11 protein-coding genes are annotated in these 13,667 nt (G+C 68.6%); 4 read left to right on the top strand and 7 right to left on the bottom strand.

The genetic code is table 11. The features are described 5' to 3' along the window. The first annotated feature begins 122 nt into the window (after positions 1 to 122). From ACX80F_RS04640 to ACX80F_RS04625, 4 genes are read left to right on the top strand one after another with little or no spacing between them, the layout of a single operon-like run. Positions 123 to 620 carry a DUF2505 domain-containing protein gene (locus tag ACX80F_RS04640; RefSeq protein ID WP_459335207.1) on the top strand — a complete coding sequence of 166 codons (498 nt, stop codon included), beginning with the start codon at positions 123 to 125 and terminating at the stop codon, positions 618 to 620. 55 nt (positions 621 to 675) lie between these two features. After that, entirely contained in the window at positions 676 to 897 is a 222-nt protein-coding gene (locus tag ACX80F_RS04635) for an SCO4848 family membrane protein (RefSeq protein WP_434992902.1), read from the top strand. A gap of 37 nt (positions 898 to 934) precedes the next feature. Then, on the top strand, positions 935 to 2,311 hold the full coding sequence (gene nhaA, locus ACX80F_RS04630; protein ID WP_459335206.1) for a Na+/H+ antiporter NhaA: 1,377 nt from the start codon (positions 935 to 937) through the stop codon (positions 2,309 to 2,311). Positions 2,312 to 2,320: 9 nt separating this feature from the next. Continuing rightward, entirely contained in the window at positions 2,321 to 3,994 is a 1,674-nt protein-coding gene (locus tag ACX80F_RS04625) for a sensor histidine kinase (RefSeq protein ID WP_459335205.1), read from the top strand. Between the two features lie 25 nt (positions 3,995 to 4,019). On the opposite strand, the gene sufU is transcribed toward ACX80F_RS04625, so the two are convergent. The 7 genes from sufU to ACX80F_RS04590 form a co-directional block, all read right to left on the bottom strand. Then, positions 4,020 to 4,472 carry a Fe-S cluster assembly sulfur transfer protein SufU gene (gene sufU / locus ACX80F_RS04620; protein ID WP_459335204.1) on the bottom strand — a complete coding sequence of 151 codons (453 nt, stop codon included), beginning with the start codon at positions 4,470 to 4,472 and terminating at the stop codon, positions 4,020 to 4,022. Further along, a complete protein-coding gene (locus ACX80F_RS04615; protein ID WP_459335203.1) occupies positions 4,469 to 5,788 on the bottom strand; it encodes an aminotransferase class V-fold PLP-dependent enzyme in 1,320 nt (439 codons plus the stop codon). The genes sufU and ACX80F_RS04615 overlap by 4 nt, the downstream gene beginning before the upstream one ends. Positions 5,789 to 5,900: 112 nt before the next feature. Continuing rightward, positions 5,901 to 6,971 (bottom strand): GtrA family protein, encoded by a 1,071-nt coding sequence (locus ACX80F_RS04610; RefSeq protein WP_459335202.1) that lies wholly within the window; start codon positions 6,969 to 6,971, stop codon positions 5,901 to 5,903. Between the two features lie 2 nt (positions 6,972 to 6,973). Continuing rightward, positions 6,974 to 8,596, bottom strand: a complete 1,623-nt coding sequence (locus ACX80F_RS04605) for a glycosyltransferase family 39 protein (RefSeq protein WP_459335201.1) — start codon at positions 8,594 to 8,596, stop codon at positions 6,974 to 6,976. A 78-nt stretch (positions 8,597 to 8,674) separates the two neighbouring features. Then, a complete protein-coding gene (locus tag ACX80F_RS04600) occupies positions 8,675 to 9,988 on the bottom strand; it encodes a glycosyltransferase family 2 protein (protein ID WP_459335200.1) in 1,314 nt (437 codons plus the stop codon). A 43-nt stretch (positions 9,989 to 10,031) separates the two neighbouring features. Then, positions 10,032 to 10,499: a hypothetical protein gene (locus ACX80F_RS04595; RefSeq protein ID WP_459335199.1), complete on the bottom strand. Its 468-nt coding sequence runs from the start codon at positions 10,497 to 10,499 to the stop codon at positions 10,032 to 10,034. A 425-nt stretch (positions 10,500 to 10,924) separates the two neighbouring features. Next, the gene (locus tag ACX80F_RS04590; RefSeq protein ID WP_459335370.1) at positions 10,925 to 13,444 is read right to left on the bottom strand and encodes a galactose oxidase-like domain-containing protein; all 2,520 of its coding nucleotides are present in this window, start codon (positions 13,442 to 13,444) and stop codon (positions 10,925 to 10,927) included. Between the last annotated feature and the right edge of the window lie 223 nt (positions 13,445 to 13,667).

Genomic DNA, 13,667 nt, shown 5'->3' with positions numbered 1-13,667 from the left:
CCACCGACGCTCCCCGTGGCCTGTAATCGGCGGCACACCCGTGAGGGCCAGGCCGTAGGATTACCGGAGACCCCTGACCGTGCCGCGACGCGGCACCCACCCGCGCATCCTCCGGAGGAACCATGGCTTTGAACGCGTCCACCACGCTCCCCTACGACACCGGGACGGTGCTCGGCGTGCTCACGGACGCGGCCTTCGTCCGCCACATGAGCGAGTACGTCGGCGGGTCCCTCGAGTCCCTCGTCGTCGACGGCGACACCTCGGGCCCCTTCACCCTGACGGCTGTGCGCACCATGCCCAGCGACAAGCTCCCCGATATGGCCCGCAAGCTCGTCGGCGAGACCCTCTCCGTCACGCAGACGGAGCAGTGGAGCGCGCCGTCCGCGGACGGCTCACGGGAGGCGAAGCTCGAGATGACGGTCGCGGGCGTGCCGCTAAACGTCGCCGCCGTCCAGCGCCTGATCACCCAGGGCACGGACACCGTCGTCGACCTGCAGGGCACCGTCACCTCGACCATCCCGTTCCTCGGGAGCAAGATCGCCGGCGCCGCCGAGCCGATGATCGGCAAGGCGCTGAACGTCCAGGCCGTCGAGGCCCGGAAGTGGCTCGAGAACCGCTGACCGAAGGCCACGCGTCACGCTCCCTTCCCGCCGACCCGAAGGATCCCCGCACGCCATGCAGCTCCCCACACCCCTCGCCCTCATCCTGATCCTCGCCGGCGTCTGGACGCTCATCGTCTGGCCGCCGTTCCTGCGGCGCGTCCTCAAGGACCCGCGCGCCCGGGACGAGAACGGTGCCGCCACGCGATTCCTCACGGTGCACCTGATGCTCATCTCCACGTCGATGATCCTCGGCGCCGCGACCGCCGTCATCGGCGTACGCACGCTCGTCGCCTAGCGACCCCCACCGCAGCCACCCCCACCCAGGAGACCTGATGGCCCACGACGAGTCCCCGAAGGATCCCAAGGATCCCAAGAATCCGAAGAACCAGTCGGTGATCCTGCAGCGCTCCAGCTACCCCGAGTACCTGCGCATCACGGAGATCCTCCAGAAGGAGACCGTGGGCGGCATTCTCCTGCTGATCGCCGCGAGCCTCGCGATCATCTGGGCCAACTCCCCGTTCGCCGACTCCTACTTCGCGATCCGTGATTTCGAGTTCGGCTACGAGCCGTGGCACCTGAAGCTCTCCGTCGGTAAGTGGGCGTCGGACGGCCTCCTGGCGGTGTTCTTCTTCCTCGTCGGGCTGGAGCTCAAACGCGAGTTCGTGGCCGGCGACCTCCGGCAGATCAGCCGGGCGATCGTCCCCGTGGCCGCGGCCTTCGGCGGCGTCGTCGTGCCCGCGCTCATCTACGTGGCCGTCAACCTGTCCTCCCCGTCGACCCTGCGCGGCTGGGCCATCCCCACCGCGACGGACATCGCGTTCGCGCTCGCCGTGCTCGCGGTCATCAGCTCGCACCTGCCCGGGGCCCTGCGGGTCTTCCTGCTGACCCTCGCGGTGGTCGACGACCTCATCGCCATCGCGATCATCGCGTTCTTCTACTCCGAGGACGTCAGCTTCGTCTACCTGCTGTGGATGCTCCTGCCCCTCGGGCTGTTCGCGCTGCTCGCCCAGCGCCGACCCAAGTTCTTCGGCAGCACCACGCGCGGCCCCTGGCTCATCCTCCTCCCCCTCGGCTTCGCCACCTGGGCCCTCATGCATGCCTCCGGCGTCCATGCGACGGTTGCGGGCGTCCTACTCGGGTTCTGTGTCCCGGTGCTGCGCAAGCGCGACGGGAAGACCCTGCCGCCCCGCCCGAACAAGCCCGGCCTCGCCGAGGTCTTCGAGCACCGCTTCCGTCCGCTGTCCACGGGCTTCGCCGTCCCGGTCTTCGCCTTCTTCTCGGCCGGTGTGGCGATCGGAGGCGCCGCAGGGTTCCTGTCGGCGGTCACCGACCCGGTGTTCATCGGGATCGTGCTCGGCCTGGTCCTCGGCAAGCCCATCGGCGTCCTGCTGACCACGTTCATCGTGACCCGCACGACCCGGGCGAACCTCGACCCGGGGCTGAGCTGGTGGGACCTGCTCGGCGTCGGCATGCTCGCCGGCGTGGGCTTCACGGTTTCGCTGCTGGTGAACGATCTCAGCTTCGGCGCCGGTAGCAAGCACGACGACCACGCGAAGGTCGGCATCCTCGCCGCGTCCCTGCTGGCGGCGCTCCTCGCGAGCGTGGTGCTGCGTGCCCGCAACAGGTACTACCGGCGGATGGAGGAAGAGGAGAAGATCGACTCCGACGCGGACGGCATCCCGGACGTCTTCGAGGAGCGCGGCAACTAGGATCGGTCCATGACGGAGACCGGCCGGCCGCGAAGCAGTATCCGCGGCGCGGGGCCCGGAATACGACGCGCCCTCAGCCGGCGCCGCCGCATCATCCTCAGTGAACTCGCCCTCACCATCACGTTCACGCTCACGGTGGGACTGGGCCTCGCCCAGCGCGAAGCCCTGGATTCGACCGCCCTCTTCCTGGTCGGCTGGTTGCTGAACGTCGCGGTCCTGGTGCTGTGCTGCACCCTGCCGTGGTCCAGGATCGCCAGCCGCTGGGTCATCCTGATGCCCCTGCTGGACTTCATGGCCATCGGCCTGGCGCGGGCGGCGGCGGGCGAGGCGCTCTCCGGCGTCGGCCTGCTCGCGGCGTTCCCCGTGGTCTGGATCGCCGCCTCCCGGGTACGGACCGTCGTGGCCGTCGCCGTCACCGTCGTCGCCGCCCTGGCGATCATCTGGCTCCCGCTCCTCGCCCAGCCCGGACCGGTGACGCTCGATTCCCTGCTGGACCCGATCCTGCTGCCGATCATGCTCACCGGCCTCGCGTGGTTCGTCAGCGAACTGACGAAGGACAACCGGCGGCGCCAGGCAGCACTCCGGTCCTCCCAGACCGCCCTGGAGGAGAGCGTGGCGGCCGGGCGGGCACGCGAACGGCTGCTCGGGACGGTCCTGGACACCGTCAGCGTGGGCGTGCTCGCGGTGGACGCCGACGGCCACGACATCCTCATGAACGCCCGCCAGCGCGAAGGGCACGCCGTCGCGGCACCGCCGGGCAACGACAACCCCGCCGAGGCCGAGCTGCTGATCTTCGGCGAGGACCGGGTCACGCCCGTCCCGCCGGACCAGCGCCCCGTCCTCCGTGCGATCGGCGGCGAGGACCTCGACGGCGAACAGGTGTGGACCGGCACGGGACGGTCCCAGCGTGCCATGAGCATCTCCTCACGCTCCATGCACGACGACGACGGCGCGTTCGCCGGAACCGTCGTGTCCTTCAACGACGTCACCGAACTGCTGCGCGCCCTGCATGCGAAGGACGACTTCCTCTCCAACGTCTCCCACGAGTTCCGGACGCCCCTGACATCGATCCTCGGCTACCTCGAGCTCGGCCTCGAACGGGGCGACGACCTGCCGGAGGGCGTGGCCGGCTTCCTCCAGGTGGCGCGGCGCAACGCCCTGCGCCTGGAGCGGCTCGTCGAGGACCTGCTGGCGATCAACGCGGGCACGTTCGAGGTGCATCCCGTGCCCACGGACGTCGGCCGGATCCTGGCGGAGGCGTCGTCGTCGAGCGCCGTCCGGGCCGGCCGCGCGGGGGTCGGGCTGACGAACCACGCGCCGCCGAGTCTGCAGGCCGTGGCCGACCCGCTGCGGCTCGCGCAGGCCGTCGACAACCTGCTCAGCAACGCGATCAAGTACACCCGCACCGGCGGCAGCGTCACGCTGGACGCCGCGCTCGACGACGACGGCCTGACCGTCCGCGTGGAGGACACCGGGATCGGCATCGACGCCGAGGAACTGCATCAGGTCTTCGACCGCTTCTTCCGGTCCTCGTCGGTGCGTTCCTCCACCGTGCAGGGGGTGGGGTTGGGGCTGCTGATCACCAAGAGCATCGTCAGCGAGCACGGCGGGTCCATCTCCGTGACGAGCGAGCCGGGCGTGGGGTCCTGCTTCAGCATGTGCATCCCGCAGCCGGTGCGCTGACCGGGCGGCGGCGCAGGCTGACCTGTCAGGCGTTGGCCGCCAGCAGTGACTCCTCGAGGGCCACCCATGCGAGCATGGCGCACTTCACCCGGGCCGGGAAGCGGGAGACACCGGAGAACGCGGCGGCGTCGCCGAGCACCTCCTCGTCCGCCTCGATCCTGCCGCGCGAGCGCATTACCTCACGGAAGCTGTCCACGAGTGCGATCACCTCGTCCCGCGGCAGACCCTGCACCAGGTCGGTGAGCACGGAGGCCGACGCCATGGAGATGGCGCACCCGGCGCCGTCCCAGCTCACGGAGGTCACGGCGCCGTCGGCCAGGCCCGCACGGAGGGTGATCTCGTCACCGCACACCGGGTTGAGCTGGTGGGATTCGCCCGCGCGGCCCGCGCCGTCGTACTCCCGCAACGGTGAGCCGTGTCGCGCCCTGGCGTGGTCGAGGATGATCTGCTGGTACAGCTGTTCGAGGCCCGTGCTCATCGGTGTGCTCCAAAGAAGGGACGGACCAGCGCGACGGCGTCCAGGAACGCGTCCACCTCGTCCGTCGTCGTGTACAGGTAGGTGCTCGCGCGGGTGGTCGCGGTGAGCCCGAGGCGGCGGTGCAGCGGCTGCGCGCAGTGGTGGCCCACGCGCACGGCGATGCCCTTGTCGTCGAGGAACTGCCCTACGTCGTGGGCGTGCACGCCGTCGACGTCGAAGGATGCCAGCCCGATGCGCGGGACGCCGGCGTCCGGCCCGAGGACGCGGATGCCCTCGATGGCCCCGAGTCCCCGCACCAGGCGCTCCCCGAGCGTCGCCTCCCAGTCCTCGATGCGCTGCATGCCGGTCTCGGCGAGGTAGTTCGCGGCGACGCCGAGGGCGATCGCCTGGGAGATGCGCTGCGTGCCGGCCTCGAAGCGGTTCGGGGAGGACAGGTACTCCGCCCGCTCCATGGTCACGGTGGTGATCATCGAGCCGCCCGTCAGGAAGGGCGGCATGGCGTTGAGCAGCTCCCTGCGCCCGTAGAGGGCGCCGATGCCGGTGGGCCCGAGCATCTTGTGGCCGGAGAACACGAGGAAATCGACGTCCAGGGCCTTCACGTCGACGGGCAGGTGCGGCACGGACTGGCAGGCGTCCAGCAGGGTGAGGGCTCCGACGCCCTGCGCGAGCCGTACGAGGTCGGCCACCGGGTTGATGGTGCCGAGGACGTTCGAGGCGTGGGAGAAGGCCACGACCTTCGTGGCCGACGTGATGACGGCTGCAGCGTCCTCGAGGCGCAGGGTGCCGTCGTCGGCGACGGGGATGAAGCGGAGTTCGGCGCCCGTGCGCGCCGCGAGTTCCTGCCAGGGGATCAGGTTGGCGTGGTGTTCCATCTCCGTGACGACGATGCGGTCCCCGGGGCCGAGGGCGAAGCGACGTGCGGCCTCTTCCCCGCGTCCGAGGCTCGCGTTGGACATCGCGTAGGCGACGAGGTTGATGCCCTCGGTGGCGTTGGAGGTCCAGACCAGTTCGTCGGTGCGTGCGCCGATGAACCGGGCGACGGCGGCGCGGGCGTCCTCGTAGGCATCGGTGGCGTCGACCGCGAGCGTATGGGATCCGCGGTGCACGGCTGCGTTGCGCTGCTCGTAGAACTCCTGCTCCGCCTCCATCACGCTCACCGGGTTCTGGGAGGTGGCGCCGGAGTCGAGGTAGACGAGCGGCTTGCCGTCGACCTCGGTGCCGAGGATCGGGAAGTCGTTGCGGATGCGGTGCACCTCGGCGTCGGTCAGCCCGGCATCGGACGGGGTGAGCGTGACGGGTGTGTCGACCACGGGCACTTCGGACTCCTCGGATCAGCAGCAGGCCCCGCGCCAATTACGCAAGGCTTCTCTGCTCTAATCGTGCCACTCCGGGCGCCGCGGGGCACCCCAGCACTGCCTAAGTCGGCCGTCAGGTCTTCGCCGGGTTCAGCAGCGGCGGGTGGAGGGTCCCCGCGGACCGTCGACGGTAGACCACCTTCGCGTGGAACAGGTAGCGAACCACGAAGGCGGCCGCAAGCGTGCCCGCCTGGGCGACCACGCTGTTGAGCAGGAGGACCTCGACGAGCAGCAGGAGGAACGGCATGCGCAGCAGCGCCTCGGTGGTGTTGAACCCGACGGACTGGACGAACCGGTGACGCAGCATCTGCGCGGATCGCGTGTCCTCGGCGAAGACCAGCTTCTCCTGCAGCGCGAAATTGGACAGGATCGTCAGCCCCGCGGCGGCGAGCGCCGCGGTGACGTAGTGGGCGCCGAACGCGACCAGTGCCGTCATGATCAGCAGGTTCAGGACCGTCCCGGCGCCGCCCACCGCGGCATAGAGCCCGGCCCGGCCGACCCGCAGTTCCGCGAGGCGCCGCAGGGCGCGCAGGTCCTCCGGGAGCGCGCCCGGCCGCACGGCGGCGTGCCGTCCGGTCCGGTGCTGAACCTCCCCGACCCGGCCCCTGACCGGGCGTCGCAGCAGGATCTCCAACTGGAGGCCGGAGTTCCTCGGCGGCAGAACACCCACGCCGAGGGCGCTGCGGCGGAGCGCGAAGAAACCCGACGTAGGGTCGGTGCAGCCTGCCAATCGCTCAGGGAACAGCGTGCGCGCGAGGCGGGAGACGCCCCGCTGGGGGGCGCCGACCGACCGCCCGTCCGGTCCCGGCGTCCCACCGGTGCGGGCGACGACGACGAGGTCGACGTCGCCGTCGTCGAGCCGTGCGACGAGCGCCGGGATCAGCTCGGGTCGGCACTCCGGCCCGCCCTCGAGCACGACACAGTAGGTGGACTGGCTCGCCACGAGCGCATCGGTCATGGCGCCTTCGACGAGGCGCACCGGCAGCACCGCGGCGAGGTCGGCGTCGTCGATCCCGGTGGGCGCGCCCCCCTGCGGGTCACGGACAAGGATGACCTCGGCATCCATGCCGGCGCACGCGGAACCGATCCGCCGCACATCCTCCCGCGTCGGCGCGGCGGCCGGAACGATGATCGAGACGCTCACGATCAGTCCCCCTTCGGTACGTTCGGGGGCACGTCCACGCGGTTGACGGTCCATTCCCCGAAGGTCGCGACGGGCTCGGAGTACTGAAGCGCCTTGCCGGTGCGGGTCAGGCCGAGGTTCTCGATGTTGTCGAGCACCACCGGCCCCACGATGACGTAGTCCACCGCCTGCCATCCCTCGGGGTGCACCGCGTCGAACCGCTCGTCGAGGTCGGGCTTCTCGATCGCGATCATCGTCCACGGATCGTCCCAGCCGCTCGAGTTGAGGTCGTACCACATCGAGTACGGGGCCAGGACCACGCTCTCCCTGTCCACGTTCGCCCTGACCCACTCGACGGTCTTCAACCAGTCCGTGTTCGCCTGCGCGGTCAGCAGCACCCGGTCCTGCTGCAGCCACTGCGGCATCGACATGAGAGACAGGGAGGCGGCCAGGACGACGACGAAGGCGGCCCGGACCGGGATGCGCAGGTGGTCATTGTGCAGCCACAGCCTCTCGGTCCCGGACCACGCCACGTCGACGGCGATACCCAGTGCGAGGGCGAGGAACGGGATGACGGCGATGATGTACATCGCGGGCAGGTACCCCTGCCCCAGGACGATCGGCAGCGTGAACACGAAGATCGCGAGGGACACCCACTGGGCGTTGCGTCGGATGAGGCACACGGCGGCCGCGAGGAGGCCGGCGGCGATGAGGTACTTGTCGAAGTAGAGCCATCCGATCAGGAGCTCGGACCGGCTGGAGCCGGGCTCGAAGATCGTGCCGGAACCGGAACGCTCGAGGAACTGGTAGGCGAGAGCGTCCTGCAGGGAGACATGGTCCTCCCCGGCGATGAGTTCATTGCGCAGAAGCGCCGCAAGCGGGTAGAAAGCCAGGAGTAGTCCGCCGACGGCGAGGAATCCGACGACGGAGAATGCCCGGTTGCTCCACCGCGGACGGTTGACGATGGCGAGCAGCAGTGCTGGGCCGAAGATCGCGAGGGTCTCCTTCGAGAGAACCGCGACCGCGAAGCAGGCACCGGCGAGGACATGGTCCCGCAGGGAGTGCCGGGTACTCAGGGCCAGATAGAAGGCGAGCAGCAGCCACGGGACCCCCACGTTGTCGAGGTAGACCTGCCGGCCGAGGACCAGGGACAGCGGGGACAGAATGAAGACGATCGCCGTGAGGGCCGCGAAGGGTGTCCGCACTCGCAGGCGCCGAGCCAGCATGTAGAGCAGCATGGCGCTGGCGACGAAGAACACCGAGATGACGTATCGGGTACCCCCGATGGCCGTCCCGTCTCCGAGGTTCAGCGTCACCGGGATCCAGTTGAGCGCCGCGATCTGGATCCAACCCAGTGGCGGGTGGTCGTACCAGTACGTGTAGGGAGCCAGCTCGCCCTCGTGGACCGAGAACGCCTGCGCCGTGTACGTCCCCTCGTCGTCCTGGTAGCTCGGAGCCCCGTTCAGGTTCCAGAGGCTGAGGATGACGGCGGCGACCAGCAGGCCGATCATCGTGAAGCGGTCGGCCGGGCTCAGGCGGGTCAGGTCGAACGGTTGGTCCCTGGTCAGGGGTGCCACGTGGGCGGCCCTGGTCTTCGGTCGCGGCGTCGGGATCCGCAGCGGTGATTTCAGTTCGAGCAGGGACATCGAGACCTCCTGGGTGCAAGTGCGGCCGACAGGACCGTTGAGAGCCTGGTCAAGGGACTGGGACGAGGGTGGAGCGGTCTAGGTGCGCGCCGGAGCGACCGCCACGGTATCGACATCGACAGCCTCGACGACGTCGATGTAGGACAGGTGCGAGCCTGCGTGGCTGGTCTTCTCCCAGCGAAAGTCCCTGCGCTGAAATTTCAGGAGGGCACGGAGCGCAGAGAATGCCAGGATCATCTGGTAGAACGGCGTTCCGAGGACGAGCCTGGCGTAGTCGTACGCGGACAGCTCGAAACGGTGGTCCCGGCCGAATTCACGCAGCATGCAGAGGTCGAAGGCGATCGTGGCGAGGGTGGGGATGAGTGGGAGGAAGGCGATCAGCGTCACCAGCAGGGGGAAGTCCCCCCAGACCGCGGCAATGATCGCGAGGGGGATGCACACGCCGGCGAAGGCCATGAAGTGCTGCTGCATCAGCGTCCACCAGGCGATGGTGCGCATCCGCCGGGTTGGAAGAGCTCTCCAGTCACCCTTGGCGAAGACCTGCATGAAGCCCAGCGACCACCGCGTGCGCTGACGGACCAGGGTCGCGATCGAGTCGGGGGTTTCCTCCCGTGTCACCAGTTCCGGGGAGTATGCCACGATGATTCGCCGGTGGAGGGTGGAGAGGCGGACACCGAGATCGCAGTCCTCGGCCAGGCATGCGCTGTCCCAGCCGCCCACCGTCTGCAGCAGTTCACGCCTGATGAACACAGTATTGCCGCCCAGCGGGATGAAGCCCTGGCGGGAGTGGGCGTGGAGGCGGGAGCGGAACCAGGTGAAGTATTCGAGGCAGTTCCTCAGCGAATACCAGGTGTCGCGGTAGTTGATGAGCTGCACGGCCCCCTGAACCACGTCCGCGTTGCGCCGGGTGAAGACGCTGTCGATGTGCGCCAGCAACTCCTTCGCTGCGATCGATTCGGCGTCGAAGACACCCACGACGTCGTTACGGCACATCGCCAGTGCCCCGTTGAGCTGCCGCGGCTTGTTCTTGGTCTCATTCCTGTCCAGCGCTACCCTCACGAGCCCGGGGTATTCGTTCGCCAGCCGGTAGGCAGTCCCCATGGTCTCCGGGTCGTCATGCCCCACCGAGATGATGATCTCCTTGCGCGAGTGCGTCTGCGCCAGCAGCGCAGCGAGCGTGGCCCGCATGACGTCCTCACGCTCGTTCCGGCAGGGCATGATCAGCGAAAAGGAGAGCGTCTCCGTCTCAAGCAGACCCGTGTAGGACGTGCGGACCTGGGTTTTCGGGTCCCACCATGCGTAGGTGTTGAGGTAGAGCGTGGAGGAGGCGATGGCGAACAGCACCAACGCCACGACGACGACGAGGGCGCATCCGAGCAGGTAAAAGGTCATGGTTGTCCCCTGGGTGTTGTGCGGAAGCGGTTTCGGCGGCCGGTCAGTCGCCGGCCCCGCAAGCTGTGCCGTCGGCGTTGGTGTCGAGCGATTGCGGGTCTACGGCCGGCTGACGCACCGTCAACCCGTCGGCGAAGAACAGCCGAACTTCATCGCAGGACCAGGGGTGCGGCATGGAGCGCGGGTCAAGGCCGCTCTCCTTCATCTGCTGTGCGTGGGCGGCCTGGCTGGGCGGCACCACCGGGAGACACTGCCCGTCCGCGCCGTACTCCGCCAGGCACCCGCCGAGGGCTGGTCCGTTTGGTCCCTTGACCGTCGGTGGGCTGACGGGCCCCCGTGGCGCGAGGCCGGCGGAGCGGTCCTTACCTGCGCCTGCACCCGCCTGGCCCCGGCCGGGTTCGGCGCCCGCTTCTGCGAGCGACTTCTCCTTCCGAGCGCCGGGAACCGCCTGCTCGGCGGGAGTCGGGGGCGCAAGCTTGTCTCCGGGCTTCCCGGCTCCTGTGTTCTTCACCGCAGCGACAGCCGGTGGGACTGCTTGGTTCCCGGCCCCGGGCTGGTCCCCCGGTGCAGGTCGATTCCCCACGGCAGGCTGGTTGCCCGGCGCTGGCGCCTTCGACTCGGCGGGAGGCGGAGCAGCTTGGACGTCACCGGTCGGAGCGTTTGCGGGCGGGACTGCATGGGAACCCGCATGAGCCGGAGCCTGGGCCGACTGCGGGCCCGCGACCGCAGCAGCTGGTCTTGCCCCCGAGGAGGACGACGTCGGTTCGGCTGTTCGCGCCTGCACGGTGTCGACGGCGGCGAACCCACCCCAGAGGAGCGTGCCCACGGTGGCCATGCCCGCCACGCTGAGCGTGACCGCCCAGCGCCGCGGCCTCCGCGTCCCGCTGACCGCGCTTCCTGTGGTGCGGCGGGATGGTCCTGGTTGCGATACGGGATTCATGAGATCCACACCCACTTGGCGATACTAGGGACACCCTTGGTGTCGAGGACGGAGAGCATGTACGGGCCGGGAGGAAGCAGGTTCCGATTGGCCGGAACCACCGCGTTACGCGTCCCGCCGGTCCCTGTGATCGGCAGATCCACGAGACGGGCGTTGGTGTCCGTCTGGTGCGTGGCCGACATCGGCGAGATCAGTGACGCGGACGCTACGTCGCCCGTGACGGTGAGCTGCAACGTCTGCCCGTAGGTCGCCCTCGTCGAGGTCGCGACGGTGGGCGGCGTGCCCTTGTAGAGGTAGGAGGGGCTATAGACGGAGATCCTCAGCTCGAAGGAGTTGTCCGCCGGGTTGGACCCCATCACCGCCACCTTGCCGTTGGGTAGCAGGATCGCCGTCGAATGGTAGTTGCGCCCCACGGGGTCCGCGCCGATCGACCGCCAGGTGTTGGTGCCCGGGGTGTAGATGGCGGCCGTGTTCACGTTGCCGGCCCGGTTGTACTGGGCGCCGTTGGCTGCGAGTACCGTCCGGTCGGGGAGGTTGACAAGGTTGACGTAGGTCTTTCCCGGTCCTGGCAGGTCCGGCCCGGGCACATACGCCGGCGCGGGCTTCTTGAAGTCGATGATGTCCACCAGGTTGATTCCGGGAGCCCCACCATCGGTGTTGCCGCCGCCGACGATCATCAGCTTCTGGTCCTGCGCCGGGCCGATGAAGACGGAGCCGGCCTGGTCGCGCATGTCCTTCTGCCGGAGACCCGGCACGTCCCAGATCTTCGCGGTCGCCCAGTCGTAGACGCTGGAGCCGGTTCCCGGCAGCCCGTTACCGAAGGTGTGCGCCCCGCTGTAGAACATTTTGCCGTCGTCCAGGAGGAACATGTGCGGGTAGGTCCCCCAGAAGCTCCAGGTCTGCGGCACCTGGTTCGACGGGAGCCAGCTCATGGTCTTCGTCGAGAACATCTCCGTGAGGACCGTCCCCTCGGCCTTCTCGTCCAGGCCACCTGCCGCCCAGACGTCGCCGTTGCCGAGCTTGGTGAGGGACGGGTACCAGTGGGCGCCGGCCATGTCGCTCGTCGGGTGGAAGGTGTCGGTGGCGGGGTCGAAGTAGTAGCTCTTCTTGGATCCCTTGAAGGTGTTCGGCCCCTGGTCCGCCGTCGGGAAGGCTTGGGTCCCACCGGAGAGCAATACTTTGCCGTCCGGCAGTGTGACGTGCCCGGCGCAGAACATGTCGTACGGGACCGGCACCTCCTTGAAGACGTTGGTCTCCGGGGTCCAGACCACGGCCCGGAAGGAACCAGCAGCGAATTGTTGCCCGTCATTCCCAGATCCTGCGACGAGCAGCACCCGGCCGTCGCTGAGGAGGGTGTTGTGGATCGCTCGAATAGGTAGCTGCGCGCCCTGCACGGCCCAGGTCCCCACGGATTCGGGTGTACCGGCGGGTGCCGGAGCCTCGACCGTGACGGCCCTGGCGGAGTAGTTGGTGGTGTTGAGCGTGCCGTTGCCGGCCACCGAGAGCCCGAAGGCGATCCGGTCCACGCCGGCGGGTATCGCCGGGGTCCGCGCCGTCGCTGCCGTCCAGACCCCCGAGGCCGGGACTGCCTTCAGGTCCGTCCAGTACTGCCAGCCAGCCGCGGTGTGGGAGAACACGCTGAGGCCGTGCTGGCCCGTCCCGCTGCTCTTGTAGTCGACGGAGAGGTCGTACTGGGTGCCCGGCGTCACTGCCGGTGCGCATCCGGCGGCCTCCGAAGTCAAAAGTTTCGCATCACCGGAGACGTAGTTCGAGATCGACAATTGGAATGACCGTGTTCCCGCGACGGAATTCGCGGGGACATCCGCGGAAAGAGTCTGGGCGACATTCCTGGTCCCCCATCCCCCGACCTGGAAGCAGGAGGGCACAGGTGTCCCCTGGGACAAATTCCCGTTCACGATCAATTGCCCGGGTGGCGGCGCGGGAACGGCTTGTACGGGCGAGAGCGAGTAGTCGTCCGTGACGAGCGTCCCGTTCGTGTTCAGGGAGAGCCCGAAGATGATCTGGTCGGTCCCGGCGGGGATGACGGGCGTCACCGCGGTCGCTGCAGTCCATCCTGCGGCGGCCGGCACGCGCTTGACGTCACCCCAGTAGCTCCATCCCTGCGCGGTGTGGCGGAACATGGTCAGGGTCACCGGCGTCGTGGACTTGTACCAGACCTCCATGTCGTACGTGGCGCCGGCCGTGACCTTGGGTGCGCATGCCGCCGTCTCCGTCTGCAGGAGCTTGCGGTCGCCCTGCACATAGCCGGTCGTCGTGACCTCGACGGCTCTTCCGCCGGTCCGACCGGCCTGGAATGCCCAGACCCCTTGCGTGCCCCAGCCCGAGCGCGAGAAGCACGTGGGTGTGCCCGTCCCTTCCTCAAGGGAAGGATTGACGACGAGGTTCCCCGGGGCAGCCTCGGCGGACAGGTCCAGTGATGGCGATGCGACCAGCAGGCACGCGACGAGCGTGAGGATGGAAGCGAAAGGGAGAAGTATTCTCGGGACGGTTCTCATGCTGGCCACGACCCCAGCTTCGAAGAATCCCGAGAATTACCCGGCGCGACGGGACGATGCAGTGAATGAATGGCAGTAGAAATCATTGGAACCCCAGGCATCCGGAATACGAATTGCGATTCCTCGAAGCCTAGGTAAGCACGCTCGGGTAAGAACGAGTACTCCCTACTGCACTTGCCGGCGCGGGCACCGCGAAGTCTACTCCCCTAATTCCGGATAGCTA

Source organism: Arthrobacter sp. TMS2-4 (assembly GCF_054511075.1).
Note: the sequence above shows the minus strand (reverse complement) of the source record. Positions and strands in the feature narration are given on the sequence as shown.